Origin of the sequence: Streptomyces sp. NPDC052396 (assembly GCF_044593195.1) — a bacterium.
GTDB lineage: Bacteria > Actinomycetota > Actinomycetes > Streptomycetales > Streptomycetaceae > Streptomyces.
The window spans coordinates 112,538-136,562 of the sequence record NZ_JBIUAW010000009.1 but is presented as its reverse complement, the minus strand read 5'-3'; the positions used below and the strand labels follow the sequence as shown (position 1 = coordinate 136,562).

The 24,025-nt window shown below is 71.2% G+C and carries 9 protein-coding genes; 2 read left to right on the top strand and 7 right to left on the bottom strand.

What is annotated here, in order from left to right:
• Window positions 1-14: 14 nt before the first annotated feature.
• The 4 genes from ACIHFE_RS24035 to ACIHFE_RS24020 all read right to left on the bottom strand — a co-directional run bounded on the left by ACIHFE_RS24035 (window position 15) and on the right by ACIHFE_RS24020 (window position 9,475).
• Complete coding sequence (locus ACIHFE_RS24035) at window positions 15-5,852, bottom strand: beta-ketoacyl synthase N-terminal-like domain-containing protein (protein WP_400109473.1); 5,838 nt, start codon at window positions 5,850-5,852, stop codon at window positions 15-17.
• Window positions 5,853-5,884: 32 nt separating this feature from the next.
• Window positions 5,885-7,627, bottom strand: coding sequence for a methyltransferase (locus ACIHFE_RS24030; protein ID WP_400109733.1), 1,743 nt, complete (start codon window positions 7,625-7,627; stop codon window positions 5,885-5,887).
• 101 nt (window positions 7,628-7,728) lie between these two features.
• A complete protein-coding gene (locus tag ACIHFE_RS24025; RefSeq protein WP_400109471.1) occupies window positions 7,729-9,333 on the bottom strand; it encodes a GMC family oxidoreductase in 1,605 nt (534 codons plus the stop codon).
• A 7-nt stretch (window positions 9,334-9,340) separates the two neighbouring features.
• Entirely contained in the window at window positions 9,341-9,475 is a 135-nt protein-coding gene (locus ACIHFE_RS24020) for a hypothetical protein (protein WP_400109469.1), read from the bottom strand.
• Between the two features lie 192 nt (window positions 9,476-9,667).
• Between ACIHFE_RS24020 and ACIHFE_RS24015 the strand changes: the two genes are divergently transcribed.
• Entirely contained in the window at window positions 9,668-10,114 is a 447-nt protein-coding gene (locus ACIHFE_RS24015; protein WP_400109467.1) for a hypothetical protein, read from the top strand.
• 302 nt (window positions 10,115-10,416) lie between these two features.
• Here ACIHFE_RS24015 and ACIHFE_RS24010 read toward each other — a convergent pair whose 3' ends face one another.
• Both ACIHFE_RS24010 and ppk2 read right to left on the bottom strand, forming a co-directional pair.
• Window positions 10,417-17,415, bottom strand: a complete 6,999-nt coding sequence (locus ACIHFE_RS24010) for an SDR family NAD(P)-dependent oxidoreductase (protein ID WP_400109465.1) — start codon at window positions 17,413-17,415, stop codon at window positions 10,417-10,419.
• A 635-nt stretch (window positions 17,416-18,050) separates the two neighbouring features.
• Entirely contained in the window at window positions 18,051-18,869 is an 819-nt protein-coding gene (ppk2, locus tag ACIHFE_RS24005) for a polyphosphate kinase 2 (protein ID WP_400109463.1), read from the bottom strand.
• A gap of 168 nt (window positions 18,870-19,037) precedes the next feature.
• On the opposite strand from ppk2, the gene ACIHFE_RS24000 reads away from it, so the two are divergent.
• Window positions 19,038-21,422, top strand: a complete 2,385-nt coding sequence (locus ACIHFE_RS24000; RefSeq protein WP_400109461.1) for a phosphoketolase — start codon at window positions 19,038-19,040, stop codon at window positions 21,420-21,422.
• Between the two features lie 28 nt (window positions 21,423-21,450).
• Here the strand turns inward: ACIHFE_RS24000 and ACIHFE_RS23995 are convergent, their stop codons facing one another.
• Window positions 21,451-23,853, bottom strand: a complete 2,403-nt coding sequence (locus ACIHFE_RS23995; RefSeq protein WP_400109459.1) for a glycoside hydrolase family 65 protein — start codon at window positions 23,851-23,853, stop codon at window positions 21,451-21,453.
• Between the last annotated feature and the right edge of the window lie 172 nt (window positions 23,854-24,025).

Genomic DNA, 24,025 nt, shown 5'->3' with positions numbered 1-24,025 from the left:
GTGGTGCGCGGGGGCTACGGCGCGTCTGCGATCTCGGCCCACCAGGTTCGTACGGCATCGGCCAACGCGGAGGCGTGGGTGTCCAGCATGGTGAAGTGGTCGCCCGGGACCGCGCGTTCGGTGTGCGGCAGCTGCCACGGGCGGGCCCACTGGTCGTCCTCCGCGAGCTCGGGGACGGGCTGCTGTGCACGGAGTAGAAGCGTGGGGGTGCTAACCGGTGCGGGCTGCCAACCGGCCAGTACGCGGAGATGGCCGCCGGTGGCGGTGAGCCGGTGTGCGGGGATGCCGTGCGCCGTGAAGGACTGCTGTCGTACGGCTGCGATGGCGAGGACGCGGGACAGTACGTCGTCCTGAAAGGTTCGATCAGGCCACGGGGCGTCCAGCAGGATCAAACCGCCTGCCGGGCAGCCCTGTTCTTCCAGCCGCGTGGCGACGGCGTGCGCGATCAGCCCGCCGGAGGAGTGGCCGCACAGGAGGAACGGCACCTCGCCGACGTGCTGTCCGACTGCCGTCGCGTGGGCGGCGGTCAGGGCGTCGAGGTCGCGGGGCAGGGGCTCGTCCTCGGCGAAGCCGAGCTGCGGGAGCACCAGCACTTCGTGGTCGCCGTTCAACGCCTCGGCGAGAGGGGCGTACTCGTGCGGTCCCGAGGCCGGGAGCAGAGAGGGAAAACACAGCAGCAGAGGGCTGCCTCCTGCCGGTCCCAGCCGGACGGCGCGGGGCGCGTTCTGCGGTGCGGACTCGGCGCCGAACGTGCGGCGGAGCCGGGCCGCTGCGCCAATCAGCTCGACGGCGGCCCGGCCTTCACCGGTCAGGCAGGCTTGCCGGTACAGGGCGTCGAGGGTGTCCGGCACCTCGGGAGGGGCGGATCGGCCGGGCTCCGGGTGTTCTGTGTCGCGCAGGAGGTGCCACAGGTGGGCGCTCAGTGCCCGGGGTGTGCGGTGGTCGAGGACGACGGTGGATGGCAGGGGAAGACCGAGCGCGCGAGCGAGTCGGGTGCGCAGTTCGGCCGCGGCGAGCGACCCCGTGCCGATCTCGGCGAACACCGTGTCCGGGCCGATCTGTTCACGGTCGCGGTACCCGAGGACGGCTGCGGTGTGGTCCCGTACGAGCGTCAGGAGTGCGGACTCGCTGTCCGGGAGCGGGATTTCGTCGGCGACCGGGCGGACTGTGGCGGCCTCGGCTGCCTCCCCGGGCGGCCGGGACGGTTGGGTGGCTTTGACCGGAAGCCAGTGGCGCTCCCGCGCGAACGGGTACCCGGGCAACTCGACGGGGCGGACCTCGCGCCCGGCGAAGACGTTCTTCCAGCCCACCGCAACTCCGTTGCCGAAAGCCTCCGCGGCGGAGAGCAGAAAGCGTCGTTCATCACCCTCGCCCCGGCGGAGACTTCCCGTCACGGAGACGGGCCGTCCGACCGACTCGGCGATGTCCAGGACCGGGTAGGTGAGGACCGGGTGGGGGCTGACTTCGATGAAGTGGGAAAAGCCGGCTTCCAGCAGCGCGCGGACCGCCCCGTGGAACTCGACCGGGCGACGGAGGTTGCGGTACCAGTACTCCGGGGTCAGCCGGGTGGTGTCCAGCGGGCCCGGCTCGACGGTGGAGTAGAAGCGCACCTGTGCGGGGCGGGGTTCGAGGCCGTCGAGTGCTTTCGCCAGGTGGTCCCGGAGGACGTCCACGTGGGCACTGTGGGAGGCGTAGTCGACCGCCAGGCCGGTCGCTCGTACACTCCGGTCACCGAGCTCGTCGAGCAAGGCGCCGATGACACCGGGGTCGCCGGAGATCACGGTCGAGCGGGGGCCGTTGTCGGCCGCGAGCCACAACCGGCCCTGGCCGACGCCCAGATGACCGGACAGGTCGTCCCTGGACATGGCGACGGCAGCCATCCGCCCTGCCGGCAGCTCCCGGACGGCGGCGGCGCGCCGGGCGACGACCTTCGCCGCGTCCGCGAGCGACAGGGCGCCGGAGACACAGGCAGCGGCGATCTCCCCCTGACTGTGCCCGATCACTGCGTCCGGTCGCACCCCCAGCGATTGCCACAGGGTGCTGAGCGCGACCATCGCAGCGAACAGGGAGGTCTGTGCGACGTCGACGCGGCTCAGCGGCGGTTGACCGGTCTCCCCGCGCAGTACGGCACGCACGGACCAGTCGATGTGCGGCGCGAGGGCCTCCTCGCATGCTGCCATCGACCGTGCGAACACCTCGGACTCGGCCAGCAGATCCGCCGCCATGCCCTCCCACTGAGAGCCCTGTCCCGGGAAGACGAAGACCGTGCCACCACTCTCGGGACGGGCCAGGCCGTCGACCGCATGGGCCGGCAGGACACCGCCGTCGGCGATGCCGCGCAACCCGGCGATCAGCTCCGTCCGTTGTCGTGCGACGACCACCGCACGGTGCTCGAACGACGGCCGTGAGGTGACCAGTGCACGGCCCGCCTGGAACACGTCCGCCGACTCGGCGATCGGTATCAGCCGCGATGCCGCCTCGCGCAGGGCCGGGGCGCTGCGGGCGGACAGGACCCAGGGCAGCGCCCGCTGTCCGTCGTCCGTGGCCGGCGCCACCGTGGGGGCAGGCTGCTCGACGGGCGCCTCTTCCAGGATCACATGGGCGTTGGTGCCGCTGATCCCGAAGGCCGACACCCCGGCCCGGCGGATCCGGTCGGAGCGCGGCCACGGTAAGTGCGTCAGCAGGAGCCGCACGCTTCCTGCTTCTCCGGCTGCCGACGGGGAGGCCAGGTCGGTGTGCAGGGTGCGCGGCAGCAGGCCGTGCCGCAGCGCCTGGACCGTCTTGATGATGCCGGCGACCCCGGCGGCGGCCTGGGTGTGCCCGATGTTCGACTTGACCGAGCCGAGCCACAGCGGCCGGTCCTCGTCGCGACCGTCACCGTGCACGGCGTGCAGGGCTCCGGCCTCGATCTGGTCGCCCAGCGGTGTGCCCGTTCCGTGTGCCTCGACCACATCGATCTGGCTGGCCGCCAACTCGGCGTCGGCCAGGGCCTGTCGCATGACGCGCTGCTGCGCGAGTCCGCTGGGCGCGGTCAGGCCGTTGCTCGCGCCGTCCTGGTTGACGGCCGAACCTGCGATCACGGCGAGGACCGGGTGTCCGTACTGCCGGGCCCGGGAGAGGCGTTCCAGCACCAGCACGCCCGCGCCTTCCGCCCACGCCGCGCCGTCGGCCGAGGCCGCGAACGCCTTGCACCGGCCGTCCGGGGCCAAGGCCCCCTGGCGGCTGAAGTCCACGAATGACGCCGGGGTCGCCATCACGGTCGCGCCGCCGGCCAGGGCCAGGGAGCATTCGCCGCGGCGCAGCGCCTGAGCTGCTAGGTGCACGGCCACCAGGGAGGAGGAGCAGGCGGTGTCGACGGTGAGCGCGGGTCCGGTCAGGCCGAGGGTATAGGCGATGCGTCCGGAGGCGACGCTTGCCGCGTTGCCGGTGAGCAGCAGGCCGTCGCAGTGCTCGGGCGCTTCGGTCAGTCGTGGTGCGTAGTCCGGGGCCATCAGCCCGATGAAGACGGCGGTGTCGGAGCCGCGCAGCGCGGTGGGGTCGAGCCCTGCGCTCTCCAGCGCTTCCCAGCTCGTCTCCAGCAACAGCCGTTGCTGGGGGTCCATGGCCTGTGCTTCGCGGGGTGATATGCCGAAGAAGCGGGCGTCGAACTCGGCGGCTCCGGCGAGGAAGTGGCCGTAGTGCGTGCTGGAGCGCCCGGGGTGGGCGGGATCCGGGTGCCGGAGGCGGTCGAGGTCCCAGCCGCGGTCGGCCGGAAAGGGGCCGACCGTTTCCCGGCCGTCGACGAGCAACTGCCACAGGTCCTCGGCGGAGCGGACGTCGCCGGGGAAGCGGCAGCCGATGCCGGTGATCACTACCGGGTCGCGATCGTCCGGTGCCGGTGCGGGGTGCGGTTCCTCCGGTCCGGTCCGCTGCTGCGGTCGGCGGCCGGTGGCCAAGTCGGCCAGATGACGGGCCAGTTCCGTGGGGGTCGGGTGGTCGAAGACGACGGTCGTCGGTAACGCCAGTCCCGTCGCCTCCGACAGTCTCACGGCGAGACGTACCGCGGCGAGCGAGCCGACCCCCGCTTCCCGGAACGTCCGGTCCGGCGCAAGCCCGTCCCCCGCATCGGCCGGCAGGAGACGCGCGACTTCTCGGCGTATCAACTCCCGTGCAGCGTGGAGGGTTTCAAGCCCCGGCCGGGCGGCCGGATGCGTTCCGGTCTCCGCAGGGCGGGTGAGCAGCCCGGCCAGACGGCCGCGGGCGATCTTTCCGGTGGGGGTGAGCGGTACCTCGTCGACCAGGAACAGCTCCAGCGGCTGCTGATACTCGGCTGCGCCCTTGCCTTCCAGATGAGCCCGTACCTCCTCCAGGCCGATGGCGGCCCCGGGCCGCAGGGCGGCGACCAGGCAGGGGTACTGGCCGAGCCGGGCGTCGGAGCGCGCGGTGACGGCCAGCGCGGCGAACTGCGGCAGGTCGCCGAGCATGGTCTCAATGTCCGAGGCGCTGACCTTCACTCCCCCGACGTTGATCACCTCCGCATCGCGCCCCCGGTAGGTGAAGGTGCCGTCCGCGTTCCGGCGGGCCAGGTCGCCGGTGCGCAGCCAGCCGTCCGGGGTGAATGCCTCGCGGGTCCGTTCGGGATCCCCGAGGTAGCCGAGGAACATGTGCGGTCCCCGGTACTGCAGTTCACCGGTGACGTCTTCGGGGCAGGGGGCGCCCATGGCGTCGGCCACGCGTGCATCGCAGCCGCTGAGCGGGCGGCCGATGCTGCCCGTGGCGACCTCTGGCGGGTCGTCGGGGCGGGTCACGGTGCCCGCACCCAGCTCCGACATGCCCCACTGGACGACCACCGATGCCCCCGTCAGCCGTCGCAGGTCCGCCACGAGCGGACCGGGCACCGCCGCGCCGCCCGTGCGCACCTCGCGCAGGCGCAGCTTCCCCGCCGACACGTCATCGCGCAGTATCGCGGCCAGGTCCCGCAGTTGGGCCGGTACCGCGAACAGCACACTCGCCTCGGCGCGTTCGGCGAGCGCGCGAAAGCCGCCGACATCCCACTGCGGCAGCAGGCCTTGCCGGCTTCCGGTGAGGAGCGCCAGGTGCACGGACAACAGGCCGAAGAGATGGGTGAACGGGCTGGCGCTCACGATGGTGTCGCCCTCGCTCGCACCGCCGTCCAGGGCCACCGCCGCGGCGTTCGACAACAGCGTGCCGTGGCTGTGCAGGCAGAGCTTGGGACGGTCCGAGGTGGTGCCCGACGACGGCAGCAGGGCGAACGGCAGCTCGGGGGTCAGGTCCACATGCCGGGGTGCGGCCAGGCGGTGGTCCCGGACGAGTGTGTCGTACGAGACGAGGCAGGCGTCTTGCGCTCCCGGGCTCCCGTCCGCCGGAGCCGCCGGCCGGGCCCCTCCGACGAGCAGTACACGTTCGAGCGCGTCCAACCGGGTCAGCAGCCGTCGGCCCAGCGCCGCACCGTCCACCTGCCGGTATGTGGCAGGCAGGACGAGCACGCGGGCTGCGGCCCGGCGCATCAACGTCAGCAAATCCCGCTCACCGTAGGCGAGATGGAGTGGCAGGAGCACCGCGCCGGCCTCGGCCACCGCGGTGTGGGCGACCAGGAATTCCCAGCAGTTGGGGAGGTGGACGGCAACCACGTCGCCCACACCGATGCCGTGGCCCTGCAGGCCCGCTGCCAGGGCGTGGGACTCGGCGCGCCACTGCGACCACGACCGCGATGCACCGCAACCGACGACGGCCGGAGCATCGCCGTGCGCGTCGGCGGCCGCAGCGAAGGCCTCCGGGAGTGTCGTACGGCCGCTTCCCCCGAGGGCGGCTCCCGAGGGGGCGACGAGATAGTCCTGGACCGTGATCGCCATGCATGTATCTTTCCCCGCACCGGTACTGCCTGTCAGCCCCGCCGTCGGGCATGCAAGAGGTTGCCGTCCAGCGGCAGGCTCCGGACCGAGAGCAGCTCGAACCCGGCTGCTGCCAAGAGGCGTTGATAGTGGCCGGCGGTCCGTTCCCGGCCGCCCACGTTGCACATCATGTGCAGGTCCCAGGCCACCGCCAGGGACGGCACCTCACCGGGGAGCACACTGTCACCCTCAGGCAATAGGCGCTCGACAAGCAGCAGTTGAGCCTCCTCGTGCATGCTCTCGGCGCAGCGGCGCAGGATGGTCAGGCACTGTTCGTCGTCCCAGTCGTGCAGGACGCGCGACAGCAGGTAGACGTCCCCGCCTTCCGGCACGGCACGGGTGAAGTCACCGGCCACAAAGGAACAACGGCCGGCGCATCCTGCACCGGCCAGGTGCCGGCGCGCAGCCTCCAGCACATGTGCTCGTTCCAGGAGCACACCGCGCAGGTGAGACGCGTGAGCGAGGAGCAGACCGAGCAACTGCCCGTTGCCTCCGGCGACGTCCACCACCACCTGGGCATCCGAGAAGTCGAAAAACCCGGGTATCGGCTCGAACATTGCGCCGCTGGCAGCCATCGCCGAGTCGAACAGCTCGGCCAGGCCCGGCTGTTCGGCGAAATAGTCGAAGTGCCCCTTCCCGAAGAGCGCCTTGAACGCTTCCTGCCCGGTACGGACGGAATGGGCCAACTGCCCGAAGGACTGGTAGAACGGTCCGCCGTACAGCAGTGCCAGTGAACGCAGCGAGTGGCGTGAATCCTGCCGGAGCAGCGCACCGAGCTCCGTGAGCGCGTAGAAGTCCCCGACGGGAGTGACCACCCCCACGGCCGCGAGGTAGCGCAGTAGCCGGACCAGGGCGACCGGATCGACAGCGAGACGCTCGGCGAGCCCGGCTATGGAAACGGCCACGCCACCGGCTGCGGTACCGCGCGTGGACCGGCCGGCGAGGACGGGCAGTTGGTCGGCCAGCCCGAGCTCGGCGGCGACCGCGATCGCCTGGGTTGTCCAGGCTCCGGTCATCAGCTCCAGCATGCGTTTCGCCGGATCGTCCGGCTCGGCGCCCCGGTGTGCGGCCAGGACCGCCGGGTGGTGGCCGCGCGCCCGTAACTCCAGGCGCCTGGGGCGCCCCGGGCCATCGGCAGCGGTGCTGAGGAAGTACAGCACCGTGCAGTCCTCTACGGAGTTGTAGCCTCCGTCGTCGGCAGCCAGCCCGCCGTGGTCGGCCAGGAGGGTGCGCAACCCCGCCAGAACCACGCCGTCCGGCGCCCTCACCTCCAGGGCGAGATGGGACTCGTTGCGCTCCGCCCGTTCCCTGGCGGCGATCTCGCGCAACTTGGTGCCCGGCGCGGCTTCCAGGACGAAGAGCTCGATCTCACACGGGCGTTGACCGGCAGCAGGCACCTGTACGTGCAGGATCACGACCTCCAGCGCAGCGGCCGGCACACCGTAACGCCGGCTCAACCGCTCTCGCACCACCACGCTGGGGACCGCTGCACCGACCGTGAACCCGTCGGCCCGAAGGCCCGCGATCAGCCCGTCGCGCGAGGGCGGAAAGACCAGCGCCGCGGCATGGGCCACGTCGCAGTGAGCGGCCACGGACTCCTGCTCCCCCTCGGTGAGCCGGGGCAGCAGGTCCCGCACAACGGCACGCACGTCTGCCGAACGGACCAGCGACAGAGCCTCGTTGACCAGGGCAAGATCAGCCGGGCCGAGACCGCCCGTCGGGGCGTACGGATCCACCAAGACCAGCTCCCTCGACACGGCACCTGCAGGGTGCCCTCAGCGTGCCCGCTCGGGAGCCGCCCGGGCAATGACGCGTACATCGACGCGGGCCCCGGCGCTCAGCCGCGGATGAGGCCGGCCGCGCGGTGTCCGACGACCAGGCACGGGGCCATGGTGTTCCCAGAGGTCACGCGGGGCAGCACCGACGCATCGGCGACGCGCAGGTTCTCCACGCCCCTGACGCGCAACTCGGCGTCGACGACGGCGTTGTTGTCCATGCCGATCCGGGCCGTTCCGCACTGATGCCAGTACGTGGTGGCCGCCGTGCGGATGTAGGCGGCGACCTCGGCGTCGGAGACGCCCCCGGGGATCGCACGGGAGCCGCGGTAGGGGCGCATCGCCTCCGCGTGGGCGATCTCCTCGGCGAACCGGTACCCCTCGACGGCGTCACGAAGGTCGTCGGGCTCGTCGAAGTAGCCGGTCTCGATCACGGGGGCGCTCGCCGGGTCGGCGTCGGTGAGCCGCACCGATCCGCGGGACCGCAGGCGCATGCCGAGCAGGAAGGTGAAGGCGGACTCCGGCTTGCCGTAACGGGCTTCCGCTTCCGGGCTCATGAACGCGATCGCACCGGCGTACATGACGAACTTCGGCGACTCGGGGTAGCCGTCGGTACCCCAGAAGCACACCGCCTGGGCACGCGTCGGCGGGGGCATCTCCCGCGCGCCGGCCTCCCATACGCAGCCGAACAGCAGGTGGTCGTCGAGGTTGGCGCCCACACCGGGCAGATCCTCGAGGACGCCGATGCCGAGCGACTCGAGGTGCCGGGCGGGCCCGATGCCCGATTGCATGAGGATCTTGGGTGTCTGTACCGCCCCGAGGCCGAGCACGACCTCGCGCGTGGCGCGGAAGCGGAGGAGGCGGCCCTCCGACACGGCCTCGACACCGACCGCGCGGTTGCGCTCGAACACGACCCGGGTGACCAGCGTCTGTGTGAGCACCGTCAGGTTGCGCCGGCGCCGCTGTGGGGCGACCAACGCACGGTAGGGCGAGCGCCGCGTGCCGTCCGCGGCGAACTCGTCCCGGACGGCGCAACCACTGCCCCGCTCGGCGAGTTCCCCGTTCGGGCTGTCGTAGCGGTCGAGCCCGGCCGCCTCGGCTCCCGCCAGCATCGCCGAGAAGAACGGGTGCAACGGCTGCGCGGGCTGGATGTGCATCGGCCCTGCCGTGCCCCGCCGTTCGGGGTCGGGCTCGCCGCGCCAGGTCTCCAGCTCGCGGTAGACGCCGAGCGTCGAACGGTAGCCCCACCGGGGGTCCCCGCAGCGTGCGGCGAGGTCCTCCCAGTCGCGTCGATGGCCGCGCGACCAGGCCCCGGCGTTGATGCTCGAACCGCCGCCGAGCCCTCTGCCCATCGAGTACGGCAGGCGCCGATGGTCGATCTGGGCGCCCGGCTCGGTGACATAGCCCCAGTCGCGTTCGCTGCCGAGATTCTCGATCCACCGGTCGGGGTCGGACACCCGTTCGTCGGCGTCGTCGGGGCCCGCCTCCAGGAGCAGCACCCGCAGGCCCTCGTCAGCCGCAAGCATCCCCGCGACCGTCGAACCGGCCGAGCCGGCGCCGCACACGATGACATCGAAGACATCGAACCCGCCTTCAATGCTCTGCCCGCCCAGGTCGGCGGCTAATTCGGCTTCCCTCTGCTGTCGAGGCTCGTCCACGTCGCTCACCTCCTCCTCAAGGCCCATCAATGCGGACGCGAGTGTTGCCCAACTCGCCGACGCCCGCCTCGGCGGTCAGGGTCACGGTCGGCTCGGCGACGCCGCGTCGGTGCAGGGCTTCGCCGGCCGCCCGGGCGCGTTCGGCTCCCATCGACCCATGGGAGGAATTTTATGTGATGACAGTCGATGACGTCAGGTGTAGCTTCGATAACAGCAACTGGCATCAACTGGCCTCTGCTGTTGATGAGTTGTGCTCATGCCCGTCATGGTGACCGGGCGTGTGAGCGCACCATCATCAGGAACTCGCACACCACTCTCATCGACCAGAAAAGGACGTGCAGCCATGAAGTCAGCCCTGCGCACCGGAGTGGCCGCCACGGCAGTGGTCGCAGCCCTCGCCGTGATCGCCCCGTCCGCCAGTGCCACCAGCGCAAAGAACGGGCAGGCGGTGAACGCGCTGTGCCGGGGGCGCTCTGCCGCAGTGGACGCCGCCGCAGACCAGGCCATGGCCGCCCGCACACCGGCGAACCCGACCAGGATCAAGGCCGCCGCCTACAACCAGGCCCGCTCCATCCTGGCCAGGGCCGGCAGCGAGACCGCCGCCAAGTCCCACCCCGTCCACGGCACCGGCGACGTCCCCGTCGGCTACGGCACCAACCTGCTGGCCTGCTCGCGCGACGAATTCCGGGCCAAGGACAAGAACGCTCCGATCAAACGGTCGGGCATGACGCCCTACCACTACGTAGCCATCCACGACGCGGCACGGACCATGGGCATCGACCGCTGGTGACACAGCCGACAGCGCACCAGCCCAGCCGGGCTGGTGCGCACGGCCGCCATCGGATTCCTGCGCCGCGCGCTCGACCGCGACTGAGCACGATCGCCCCGTCCCGGGCCGGAGGGCCCGGCCACCGGTGTCGCTTCCCTCACGTGTCAGCGCTGCACAGGCACGACTCCTCCGCACGCGCACCGCGCGGTGCGGGCACTTCGCAATGGGCTCAAAAGCCGGCGGATGATGGGCATTTGACAGAGTGCATGGCGGGCGCGCATGTCGTGGTGGGCGTCGTCTAAAGCCGGACCACGGCGACCACCTCAGCTCTCGGCGAGGAAGTCGGTGATCCGGGGCCAGAGCGCGTCCCACTCCTCGCCGTCGTGCCGACTGTCGTGTGCGAGGCCGGGCACGGTGACCAGCCTCGCGGATCGGCCCAGGCGCTCCGCCTCGGCGGCCAGATCGCGGGCGTGCTCGACGGGGATGAGCGGGTCGGCCTCGCCGTGCACGATAAGCACGGGGGCGGTGACGTCGCCGAGCGAGGCCATCGGGCGGCGTTCCGGAGCCGCGAAGTGGTCCGTCAATTGGTCCGGTCCGAGGCCGAGTCGGGCGGGTACGAAGGAGCCGGGCTGTTCCCGCTCAGCCGTCACGAGCAGCGCCGGGTCGTACAGGCCCATGAGCAGCACCGCCCGGTGCCAGCGGTCCGGTGCGCGCCCGAGCGCGGTGAGGGCGGTGTACGCGCCGCGGCTGGTGCCCAGCAGGCTCACCCGGGCGCCATCGATCTCGGCGAGGCCCGCGAGGTGGTCGGCGGCGGCGAGGACGTCGTCGATGTCCCGGCCGCCCATCTCGGCCCGGGCGTCGAAGTCGGGGCCGTGCCCCGGAGCACCGCGGTGGTCGACCGTGAGGACCGCGAAGCCCGCGGCGCGCAGCGGCGGGTGTTCGCTGATCTGTACGGGGTCGCCGTCCGCGTTCAGGGCCCCGCCCGGGCCCGCGGTGCACACCACGACGGCCGGGTGCGGCCCGGGCCCCGGTGGCAGGCTGAGGTGGCCGTAGACGGTCAGGCCGTCCGCCGAGGTGAACTCGTGGACGGCCAGGGCCTGGAAGGCGTCGGCCGGGGCCCGGTCGAGTTCGTCCGAGAGCAGCCTGGCCAGTCCGGCCATGGTGAGGTTGCGCTGCAGTTTGACCGCGGGTACCGAGACGCCGAGTTCCTTGTGCAGCAGGACGCGCAGTCCGACGGCGGTCAGCGAGTCGATGTCGACCGGCTGGTCGTCGCCGAGTTGGTGGTCGGTCAGGCCGGTGGTCTGTTGCAGGAGGGGCGCGAGCAGGGCCGGCAGCAGCGTGGCGCGTTCCTCCGGGCCGAGGTCGGCCAGTTGTGCCGCGCCCGCCCCGTCGCCGCCGGCCGTCATGCCGGCCGGTACGACCGGGCGGACCCGTGGCAGCGGGGCGAGTTGCGGGTTGGCCCGGGCCCAGCGCGGCCAGTCGATGTCGGCCACCGAGACCTCGACCGGGCGGGTTCGCAGCAGCGTTTCCAGTTCGGTCAGGAACCGCTCGGGTGACAGGCCGGCGTGCCCGTTGCGGCGGAGGAAGGAGCCGACCTCGCCGTTGCCGCTGACCGCGACGCCCACGTCGTCGATCATGCCCCAGCCGATGCTGGTGGCGGGCAGGCCCTGGCCCCTCCGGTGGCGGGCGAGGGCGTTGAGGAATTCGTTGGCGGTCGCGTAGGCGCCCAGCGCGACGGAGCCCAACTGCGCCCCCACCGACGAGAAGAGCAGGAGGAAGTCGAGGGTGTCCGGCCGGGTCTCCAGGTGCAGGTTCCAGGCGCCGTCCGCCTTCGGCCGGGTGGCGCCCACCAGGCGCGCCGCGTCGGTGTCGGCGAGCACGGTGTCGTCGAAGTCGGCCGCGGCGTGGACGATGCCCCGGATCGGCGGCATCGTGGCACGGATGCGCGCGAGCAGGGCGGCGACCTGGTCCCGGTCGGCCATGTCGGCCTTTTCGACGCGGACTTCGACGCCCCGGGCGGTCAGCTCGGTCACCGCACGCTCGGCCTCGGCCGTCGCGGCACCGCTGCGGCCGATCAGTACCAGGTGACGGGCTCCCCGGTCGGTGAGCCGGCGGGCGACCGTACGCCCCAGACCGCCCAGGCCGCCGGTGAGCACATAGGTTGCGTCGGGCCGGATCGGTGATCCGGCGAGTGAGGACGCGGGAACGGTGACCGGTTCACCGGCCATGCGGACCACGATCTTGCCGAGGTGGTCCGGCCCGCCCATCGCCAGCATCGCCTTGTCGACCTGGTCGGCGGGCACCTCGGTGACCGGCAGCGGGGCGATGACGCCCTCCTCGAGGAGGGCGGCCACCTCCCGCATGGCCGTGCGGACGTCCTCCGGACGCAGCGCCATCAGCTGGTCGTAGTCGAACGCGTGGTGCGTCATGGCGCGTTGTGCGGGGCCGGGGTCGACAGTGGGTTTGCCGAGTTCGACGAAGCGCCCGAACGTGCGGAGCACCCGGAGGTTGTGGTGGATCATCTCTCCGGGCAGCGAGTTGAGGATGACGTCGACGCCTTCGCCTGCGGTCCAGCGGAGCACGTCGTCGGCGAACGTCGTGGACCGGGAGTCGGCCACGTGGGCCACGCCCTGGTCGCGCAGGAACTCCCGCCGGGTCCGGCTGCCGGCAGTGGCGAAGACCTCGGCGCCGAGCCACCCGGCGATGCGGACCGCGGCCAGCCCGACTCCCCCGGCAGCCGAGTGGACCAGGACCCGTTCGCCCGGGCGTACCCGGGCCAGCCGCACCAGCGAGAGGTACGCCGTGACCACCGGGAGCAGTGAGGCGGCCTGGGCCGGGGACAGCCCGGCGGGCTTGCGCACCACCCGGACCGCGTCGAGCGTCATATGCGAGGCGAACAGCGCCTTGCTGTGCGCGAACACCTCGTCGCCGGACCGTAGTTCGGTCACGCCCTCGCCGACCCGGACAACGGTGCCCGAGCACTCCAGGCCGAGTGTCTCCCGTGAGTGGCTGCCCTCCATCGCCTGGGGTGCGAGCAGCCCGGTCACCTTGAGCACATCCTTGAAGTTGACACCGACGCACGCGACTTCGATCTCGACCTCGGCCGGGCCGGGCTCCCGCCGGGTGGTCGCGGCGAACCGGAGGTTGTCGGCGGTGGTGCGCAGCACGCCGAGGCGGACCGGCGTCAGGTCGGTACGGGTGGTCACCTGGTGCAGCGGCGACAGGTCCCCGGCCGGTTCCAGCCGCCGGACGTACCGGGTGCCGCCGCGCAGCGCCACCTCGTCGAGCCCGTCGTGGAACAGTTCGGCCGGCAATGCGTCTTCGGCGGCCGCGTCGATGTCGATCAGGCGGCAGCGCAGTTCCGGCCGCTCGGCGTTGACGACCCGGCCGAACCCCCACAGCGCGGCGGCGAACGGGTCGGAGGTCGGGTCCTCGGGGGAGACGCTCTGCGTACCGACGGTGACGAGGAACAGCGGTACGTCGCCGGCCGGCATCGCCTGCACCAGCCGCAGCGATTCGGCGACCGGTGCGCACACGGGCGCGTCGTCCGTCCGCTGGTCCACGACATGGACGACGCCGCGGCAGTCCTTGACCTGTTCTGGCCAGTCGTCCTCGGTCGGGTCGGTGTGTACTACGGTGCCGCCCGCCGCGGTGATCCTTCGTGCCAGCCCGGCCGCGGCGGCCGAGGAACCCATGAGGATCCAAGTTCCCTCGGCATCACCGGCGTTGTCGAGGGGTTCGGGGCGCCAGGTGTGTTCGTAGTAGAGGCGCTGTCCGGGTGCGGTGGTCACGGCGCTGTCGTCGGCGAGCCGTTGGGCGCGCAGGCCGGTTACTTCCGCGACCACCTCGCCGTCGTCGGTGACAAGGGTGAGGTCGCACTCGAATCGTCCCGGGACCGTGCTGTGCCGGTCGCGTCCGTGGACCCACAGCTGTCGGCCCGATGCTCGGTAGTAGCGGAGTTCGGTGATGCGGGCCGGTACATAGGTGCCGGCCGCTGCGGTGCCGCCGAGGACGAGGGCGCCGGCGAACACGGCCTGGAGAGCGGCGTCCAGGAACACCGGGTGCAGGCGGTGGCCCGCCGGGTCCACGGTGTCGAGGCCGATCTCGGCGAAGACCTCCCCGGTCTCCTCCCGGAGCCACATCCGGTCGACGGCGCGGAACGCCGGTCCGTAGTGCAGGTCTCCGGCGCCGAGCCGTGCGTACACCTCGTCGTGGTCGAGCACCGGTAGCGAACGGACGTGCTCGGCAAGGGTGTCGGTGCGCGGCGGCGGCAGCGACGGTCCGGCGAGGTGCGAGCGGCGCAGCTCGGTGTGCAGCGTCCAGTCGGGGTCGTCCGCGTGGGCGCGGCTGTGCAGGCTCACGCGTCGGCGCGTCGGGTCGTAGCCGACGCGCAGGGTGGTGACCGTGGACGGCGGGAGCACGAGCGGCCGGTGGAAGACGATGTCCTCCAGGAAGCAGGGATCGTCGTCGGGGAACATCGCGAGCGCGGCCTCGACGTATCCGGCGCCCGGGAAGATCACGTCGTCGCCGATCCGGTGGTCCGTGAGGTACGGCAACTCGGCCGCGCCCAGCTCGACGTCCCGGGCCGGGGTGGCCGAGGCGACGGTCCGGCCGCCGAGGGAGAGGCCGTCGTGGTTCAGGCGTGCCTGCCGGGAGGCCGGCGACTCGATCCAGTGGCGGTCGCGCTGCCACGGGTAGAGCGGCAGGTCGAGGTGGTCCGGTGGGCCGGGGTGCACCGCTTCCCAGGTCGGCGTGGCACCGGCCGTGTAGAGGGAGCCCAGCGTTTCCAGCAGCTGCTGGCGCTGCGGTCGGTCCCGGCGCAGTGAGGCCAGCCGCAGCGCCTCGGTGCCGCGGTCGGTCAGGGCCTCGTCCACCGCCGCGGCCAGTACCGGATGCGGTCCGACTTCCAGCACCGCACCGGGCGCCCGGCCGAGGAGGCGGCGGAACGCGTCGGCGAAGCGCACCGGCTGCCGAACGTTCCTCCACCAGTACGCGCTGTCGAGTTCGGGGCCGTCGACCCGGTCGCCGGTCACCGTCGAGTACAGCGGCACCCGGGCCCGGTCCGGCCGGATACCGGCCAGGGCCGCCAGCAGCGGTGCGCGGATCTCGTCCATCTGCGGGCTGTGATAGGCCACTTCGACCCGCAGCGGCGTGACGGACACGCCCGCCGTCCTCAGCCGGTCGGCCACGGCGCCCACGGCCTCGTGGTCACCGGCCAGCGTGGTCGCCGTGGTGCTGTTGATCGCGGCCACCGATACGCCGTGCGTCAGGTAGGGGGAAAGTTCACTGACGGGCAGCCCGACCGCGATCATGCTGCCGCGGCCGGCGAGCGTCGCTTGCAGCCGCGCCCGGTGGAAGCTCACCGTCAGCGCGTCCTCCAGCGTGCACACCCCGGCCGCGTGTGCCGCGGCCACCTCGCCCACGCTGTGGCCCACGACCACGGCGGGCTCGATTCCCCAGGCGCGCCAGACCGCCGTCAGCCCGGTCTGCACCACGAAGTTGGCGACCTGCGCGTAAAGGGTCCTGGTCAACCGGGAGTCGGTCTCGGCGCGGAGCAGTTCGTCGCCGATCGAGAGGCCGAACCTTTCGAGCACCGCGTCGCACTCGGTGACGACCTCGGCGAAGCGTGGCTCTTCCAGCAGCAGTTCGCGGCCCATCCCCCACCATTGGGGGCCCATTCCCGTGTAGACGAACGCGACCGCCGGTCGTTTCGTCCGCTGCGCGACGACGTCGAGCTGCCGCAGTTGCCCGGCCGCTTCCCCGGGGTCGGCAGCGACCACAAAGGTCCGCAGGGAATGGTGGTCGCGGCGTCGTGCGGCGGCGCCGGCGACGCGCCGCAACGTCGGCGCGTCCGGCTGTTCGAGGAGGTCCGCATAGGCGTCGGCGAGGGCGCGCAAGGCCCCTTGGCTGCGCGCCGACAGCGGGAGCAGCAGCGGCTCTCCGTCGTCCTTCCTGCCGGGTACGGCGGATCCAACGGCCGGGGCCTCTTCGAGGAGAGCGTGTGCGTTCGTACCGCCCACGCCAAAGGAGTTGACCCCTGCCCGCCGTGGCCCGTCGTACGCCGGAAACGGGACCGTCTCCGTCGGCACGCGCAACGGCAAACGGTCGAACGGTATGGCGGGGTTGGGCTTTTCGAAGTGCACATTGGGCGGGATGAGCCCGTGTTCCAGGCACAGACTCGCCTTGATCACCCCCGCCACCCCGGCCGCCGCCTCGGTGTGACCGAAGTTCGACTTCACCGAACCCATCCAGTGCGTACGCTCCGAGCCTGCGAGCGCGTCACCGATCGCCGCAGCCTCGATCGGGTCTCCCACGGCGGTGCCCGTGCCGTGGGCCTCGTAATAGCCCACCGACCCCGGCTCGACACCGGTCGTCCGGAACACCCGCCGGATCAGCTCCCGTTGGGCCGCCACGCTGGGCACCGGAACGCCGGGGGTACGGCCATCATGGTTCACCGCCGTGCCGCGCACCACCGCGTGGATGCGGTCGCCGTCGCGCCGGGCCGCGGAGAGCGGCTTGAGCACGACCATTCCCGCGCCTTCGCTGCGCACATATCCGTTCGCGCGGTGGTCGAACGACCTGCAGCGGGCGTCCGGGGAGAGGAACTGTCCCTTCGCCATCGCCATCGTGGTGACCGGAAGGAACATCATGTTCACGCCGCCGGCCACCGCCAGTTCGCACTCACCACGGTCCAGCGCGGAGCATGCCTGGTGGAACGCGACCAGCGACGAGGAACACGCGGTGTCGAGCGTGAAGCACGGCCCATGCCAGTCGAAGGTGTACGACAGCCGCGCCGCGAGCATGGTCATGCTCACCCCGGTCGGAGTGGCCACGCCCAGCAGATGGCGGTTCTGGTCGGCCATCGCCAGACCTGCGGCGTCGAAGGTGAACCCGCCGACGAACGCGCCCACGCTGCGGCCGGCGGTCGAACCCGGTGGAATTCCGGCGTCCTCGAAGGCTTCCCAGGTCACCTCCAGCAGCACCCGCTGCTGCGGATCCAGGGCCGCCGCCTCACGCGGTGGCATCCCGAAGAAACCCGCGTCGAACTCCTCCAGAGCCGAACGGAGAAACCCGCCTTGCCTGATGAACATCCGGCCCGGAGTGGCGGAATCGGCGTCGAAGAAGGCACCCGCGTTCCACCGGTCGGCCGGAATGTCGGTAATGGCGTCCGTTCCGGAGACGACCAACTCCCAGAAGCTCCGCGGGTCCGCGATCCCGCCGGGGAAGCGGCAGCCGATTCCGACGATCGCGATCGGCTCGGACCAGCCGGAGTTCTCTCCCCGGCCATCAGCCTGGTCAATAGGGTGAGTTGAGGAAGCCATCGAAACCCCTCCTGGCGGCTCTGACCGCGACAACGGGCCAGCCTACCCGCTGCTCCCATGGCAGTTGGGACGGAAGTGGCAAGGGTTCCCAGGTCGATAGAAGGGCCCCGGACATGTCCGGACCGGTCATGGACCGCCCGGCCCGGTGAGCCAGGCGCTGATCGCTCCGGCAGTGGTACGGGCGTAACTCGTCGCGCACCTTGGTCGTGCCCTCGCCTGTCGGCCACCATCTCGATCAACGCCGGCGTCCCCCTCGCCGTGGTCTCCAAGGCCCTGCGGCACTCGACACTCTCCACCACGGCGAATGTCTACAGCCATCTGACCACCCAGGCCGCCCGCGAAGCCGTTGACGTTATCGACAAAATCCTCACCCGAGCCGACAGGCCACCCACTCCCCCACGACCTGTCCCGGCACCGCGACCGCCTTACGACCACATCCCGCAGCTGCACAACCAGATGACCATCACCAGACAGCCCACCAGCACCAGGACTTACGCCACCCGAACCCCGAAGATCATGACCGGCTCCCTGCCGTCCCCTCCACCGCTGCAGCGTCTTCTGGTCTGTACCCAGAGAGAGGGGCGCATGGGGCCTGTTATTAGTGCGACTGGCTTCAGTGAACTCAGTCGCCAGTCTTATTCAGCAAGCTCGGCAGCGTGGTCCGGCACATACATCTGTTGATCCCGAGGAGGCCGCTCGTACCCGGTGGAGGGCGGACGTGACGGCAGCTCGAGGACCGGCCGCGGTACTTCGTGATACGGGACTGTCGAGAGCAGATGAGCGATCATGTTGATGCGGGCCGAGTACTTGTCGTCGCTCTCGACGACGTACCACGGTGCCTCCGGGATGTCGGTGCGCACGAGCATCTCGTCCTTGGCCCGGGAGTACGCCTCCCAGCGGGTGATCGACTCCAGGTCCATCGCCGACAGCTTCCAGCGTCGCGTCGGGTCTTCCAGTCGATTGCGGAACCTCTGTTCCTGCACCGCGTCGCTCACCGAGAACCAGTACTTGCGCAGCAGGATCCCGTCTTCGACCAGGAGTCGTTCGAAGACGGGGCACTGGCGCAGGAAGCGTGCGTACTCCTCGTCGGTGCAGAAGCCCATGACGTGCTCGACTCCGGCGCGGTTGTACCAGCTCCGGTCGAACAGGACGATTTCCCCGGCTGCCGGCAAGTGCTCCACGTAGCGCTGGAAGTACCACTGGGTGCGTTCCCGTTCGGTCGGGACGGGCAGTGCGGCGATCCGGGCGATCCGCGGGTTGAGATGCTCGGACACCCGTTTGATCACGCTCCCCTTGCCTGCCGCGTCGCGTCCCTCGAACACGACGACGAGCCGCTCGCCTTCGGCACGCACCCACTCCTGGAGCTTGACCAGCTCCACCTGCAGCCGCAACAGCTCACGCTCGTAGACCGGGCGAGACAGCCGTCGTGGCCCCTCCCTGTCCGTCACTGCCATCGCCTCCAAACCGTCTCCCCTCACGCTAGGGGGTGGGCCGCCCCGGCCAGCCTCATAGGGACCGAGCGGCCCCGGACGCCCTCCGATCGGCCCTGGCGATGCCCTCGGGCAAGGGGCAGGCTGGGAAGAAGTTGCAGGCAGGTCCCCCGTCCCCTTTCGGAGGCAGTCATGCCGGACGTTACGACAACGACGACGACTGGTCCCACAGACGAGGAGCTGCGGGTCCTGGACGCCCACTGGCGGGCGGCGAACTATCTGGCCGTCGGGCAGATCTATCTGATGGCCAATCCGCTCCTGGCGGAGCCGCTGCGCCCCGAGCACATCAAGCCGCGGCTGCTGGGACACTGGGGCACCTCGCCGGGCCTGAACCTGGTCCACACCCACCTCAACCGCGTTATCCGCGCCCGCGGCCTGGACGCACTGTGCATCTGGGGACCCGGACACGGCGGGCCCGCGGTACTGGCGAACTCCTGGCTGGAAGGCACGTACTCCGAGACGTACCCCGACGTCAGCCGGGACGCGGAGGGCATGGCGCGGCTGTTCCGGCAGTTCTCCTTCCCCGGCGGCGTCCCCAGTCACGTCGCACCCGAGACCCCCGGCTCGATCCACGAGGGCGGGGAACTGGGCTACTCCCTCTCCCACGCCTACGGGGCCGCCTTCGACAACCCGGGCCTCCTGGTGGCCTGCGTCATCGGCGACGGCGAGGCCGAGACCGGACCACTGGCCGCCTCATGGCACTCCAACAAGTTCCTCGACCCCGTGCACGACGGCGCCGTCCTGCCCGTCCTCCACCTCAACGGCTACAAGATCGCCAACCCGGCCGTTCTCGCCCGCCTCCCCGAGCCCGAGCTGGACGAGCTGCTGCGCGGCTACGGCCACGAGCCCCTCCACGTCACCGGAGACGACCCCGCAGCCGTCCACCGGGCCATGGCCACCGCCCTGGACACGGCGCTCGACCGGATCGCCCTCATCCAGCACACCGCCCGGCAGGAAGGGATCACCGCACGCCCCCGCTGGCCCATGATCGTGCTGCGCACGCCCAAGGGCTGGACCGGCCCCGCCGAAGTCGACGGCCTGCCCGTCGAGGGCACCTGGCGCGCGCACCAGGTGCCACTGGCCCAAGTCCGCGAAAACCCGGTGCACCTGCGGCAGTTGGAAGCGTGGATGCGCTCCTACAGCCCGGAGGAGCTCTTCGACGAGCACGGCCGCCCCCGGCCCCAGGTCCTCTCCTGCATCCCCGACGGCACCCGCAGGCTCGGGGCGACGCCCCATGCCAACGGCGGCCTGCTGCTGCGCGACCTGCCCGTCCCCCCGCTCGAGAGCTTCGCGGTACCGGTCGACAAACCCGGCACGAGCCTGCACGAACCCACGCGCGTGCTGGGCGAGTTGCTCGAGGACGTCATGGAAGCCACGACCGAGCGCCGCGACTTCCGCCTGGTCGGCCCTGACGAAACAGCCTCCAACCGGCTCCAGGCCGTCTACCGGGCCACCGGCAAGGCGTGGGAGGCACGCGTATTGCCCACCGACGAACACCTCACACGCGGTGGCCGGGTGATGGAGATCCTCTCCGAACACACCTGCCAGGGCTGGCTGGAGGGCTACCTGCTCACCGGCCGGCACGGCCTGTTCTCCTGCTACGAAGCGTTCGTCCACCTCGTCGACTCCATGGTCAACCAGCACATCAAATGGCTGCGCGTCTCCCGCACCCTGCCCTGGCGCCGCCCCATCGCCTCCCTCAACTACCTGCTTACCTCGCACGTTTGGCGCCAGGACCACAACGGCTTCTCCCACCAGGACCCCGGCTTCATCGACCACATCCTCAACAAGAGCCCCGAAGCCGTGCGCGTCTACCTCCCGCCGGACACCAACACCCTGCTGTCCGTAGCCGATCACGTGCTGCGCAGCCGCGACTACGTCAACGTCGTCGTCGCGGGCAAACAGCCCTGCTTCGACTGGCTGGACCTGGAGCAGGCACGGGCGCACTGCGCCCGGGGCGCCGGCATCTGGGAGTGGGCCGGCACCAGGAACGGCACCCGGGAACCCGACGTCGTCCTCGCCTGCGCCGGGGACGTACCCACCCAGGAGGTCCTCGCCGCCGCCCAGCTCATCCGCCGTCACCTGCCGGATCTGGTACTGCGCGTCGTCAACGTCGTCGACCTGGCCAGGCTCCTGCCCGCGAGCGAGCACCCGCACGGCATGACCGACCCCGAGTACAACGCCCTGTTCACCACCGACAGGCCCGTCATCTTCGCCTACCACGGCTACCCATGGCTCATCCACCGCCTCGCCTACCGCCGCACCGGCCACCCCCACCTGCACGTGCGCGGCTACAAGGAGATCGGCACCACGACCACGCCCTTCGACATGGTCGTCCGCAACGACCTCGACCGCTACCGCCTCGTCATGGACGTCATCGACCGCGTCCCGGGCCTCGCCGTACGCGCCGCCCCGGTGCGGCAGGCCATGGAGGACGCCCGCACCCGCCACCACGCCTGGATCCGCGAGCACGGCACCGACCTGCCAGAGGTCGCCGACTGGACCTGGACCACGTGATCGCCACCGGCTCGCCGAGATGGCTGCCTCAATCGCTGTGATGCAGTGTCAACCTGCGGGTCCTGCCTGGCGGGATGATGACCGAACGGCCTTGCAACACGATCCTCAGTGCGGACTCCTCCGAGTCCGGCACGCTGATGGTCAGCTGGTCGCCGCGCAGGCGCACCCCGATCCCCCAGTGGCCGCGGTAACGGATCGTGAAGCCGAATTCGGAGAGTCCGAGGAACTCGACCGGGTCGAGCCAGAGGGCGTCCTCGCGGGTCTCCAGGCCCGTGAGGCCCCGCTGCACCAAGTCCAGCGTGCCGGCCATCGCTGCGAGATGGATGCCCTCCGCGGTGGTGCCTCCCTGGACGTCCACGGCGTCCTCCTCGAGCGCTTCACGGCAGTACCGCCAGGCATCGGCGCGGCGGGCCCGGGCCAGCACCCAGCCGTGGACCAGGCCGCTGAGGGTGGAGCCATGACTGGTGCGCCGGAGGTAGTAGTCGACGGTGCGGCGCCATGTGTCGTCGGTGAGTTCGTAGCCTAGCTGCCGGAAGAGCGCAGACAGTTCGGCGGGCGAGAAGAGATAGCCGAGCATCAGCACGTCCGCCTGCTTCGACGCCTGGTAGCGGTTGACCGAGTCGCCCTCGGCCTCCAGGATGCGGTCCAGCCGCCTGATGTCGCCGTACCGTTCACGGTAAGCGGCCCAGTCCAGCTCGGCCAGTTCCCCGTAGCCCTCGAACTGGCTGATGACGCCCTGGTGGAAGGGCACGTGCAGGCGCCGGGAGATCTCCTCCCAGCGCGTGAGCTCCCCGGCCTCCAGGCTCTCGCGCTCGAAGAGCTCCTGACGGAGCCGGCCGGGCAGGCTTCGGACCAGGTCCAGCGCGCGGGCGAGGACCCACGCGGCGGTGACGTTCGTGTACGCGTTGTCGTCGATTCCGGGATCCTCGGCCTCCGGATAGGCGTCGTGGTACTCGTCGGGGCCGACGACCCCGCGGATCCGGTAGCGGCCGATTGCCGAGTCGAATACCGCGCTGCCGGCCCAGAAGCGGGCGATCTGCAGCAGCATGTCCGCGCCCTTGGTGTGCAGGTACTTCGCATCTCCGGTCGCCTGGCAGTACTGCCACACGTTGTACGCGACGGCGGAACCGACGTGGTGCTGAAGCCGGGAACGGTCCGCAACCCAGCGGCCGGAGCACGGGTTGAGGTGCAGAGTCTGCGTCTCGTCGCGGCCGTCGCTCCCGCTCTGCCACGGGTACCGCGCCCCCGCCCGCCCCTCCTGCCGCGCGGCCAGGAGCGCCTTCGGCAGACGGCGGTGACGGTAGTTCAGCAGCGCCCGGGAGACCTCCGGGAAGTGCAGGTTCAAGTACGGGAGCACGAACAGCTCGTCCCAGAAGACATGGCCCCGGTACGCCTCGCCGTGCAGCCCCCGCGCCGGCACCCCCACGTCCAGGCCCGTCGTGTGCGGGGAGAGCGTCTGCAGCACGTGGAAGAGATGCAGGCGCAGGACACGGCCCGCTTCGCCCGGCACCCAGATGTCCGCCCGCCGCCACAGGTGCTCCCAGGCGACGGTGTGCGACTGCAGGAGCTCCCGGAAGCCCGGGGCTACCGCCACCCGTTCGAGGGCCGCGGTGAAAGGGTCGCTGATCGCACGGTCGTGGGAGGTGTGCAGCGCGACCGTCTTGTCCACCATGACGGGCTGACCGTCGGACACGACGAGCTGGAGGCGATGGACGGCCTGCCGGCCGACCATCTCCATGGACATGGATGTCGGCGCGTTGCCGGCGACAGTGGTGCGCTGCGCCATGGCGATGCCGATGTCCGACGTCCTGGTGCGGCAGCGCAGCCAGACCGTGTCCGGCTCGGCCGTACCGACATGGAACCCCGTGAGGTGGCGGCCGTCGAGGTCCCGGTAGCGGGCCACATTGGCATTGACGATGTTTCCGTCGAGCCCGGATTCCACCTCGATCCGCCCGGACCAGCCCTCGGGGGTGAAGACGGTCCGCAGGGCTCCGACGTGCGGGTCACCCATGTGGACCAGCCGGTGCTGCTCCACCCTCAGTACCCGGCCGTCAGGCGCCCGGCAGCGGAACGTCCGTGTCACCGTGCCGCTGCGCAGGTGGAGGACCAGCCGGTGGTCGAGGACCTCGCCTTCGTCCATGGTGAACCACGGCCCGGGCGCGCCGTCGGCCGCGAGCAGCCGGAAGCGCAGGAGCAGCCAGTTCGGGAGGTTGACGACATCCTCGTTCTCGACCTCGCGGCCGGACACAGCCGAGACCAGCCGGTCGTAACACCCCGCCGCATAGGTGCCCGGATAGTGGCCGTGCCCGGCCGGGCTCTCGGGCGCGGCGCCGCGGGTGGCGAAGTAGCCGTTGCCGAGCGTGCACAGCGCTTCCCGAAGCCCCTCGGTGGACGGGTCGTAGCCCGCGTACTCCCAGGTCCACTCCGGCATGGCCGTCCTCGCTTCCGGTCCTCCCGTTCAGCAGAACAGACACCGCCCCTGACCGGGCTCCCTGTCACCCTCCCGGGTCTGGGATGGTCCATCCAGACGTAGGCGTATGCGGCCACGGACGGTGTGGAGAACGCGGGGGAGGGAGGTTCGGGCCGGGGCTCGGGGACCATCC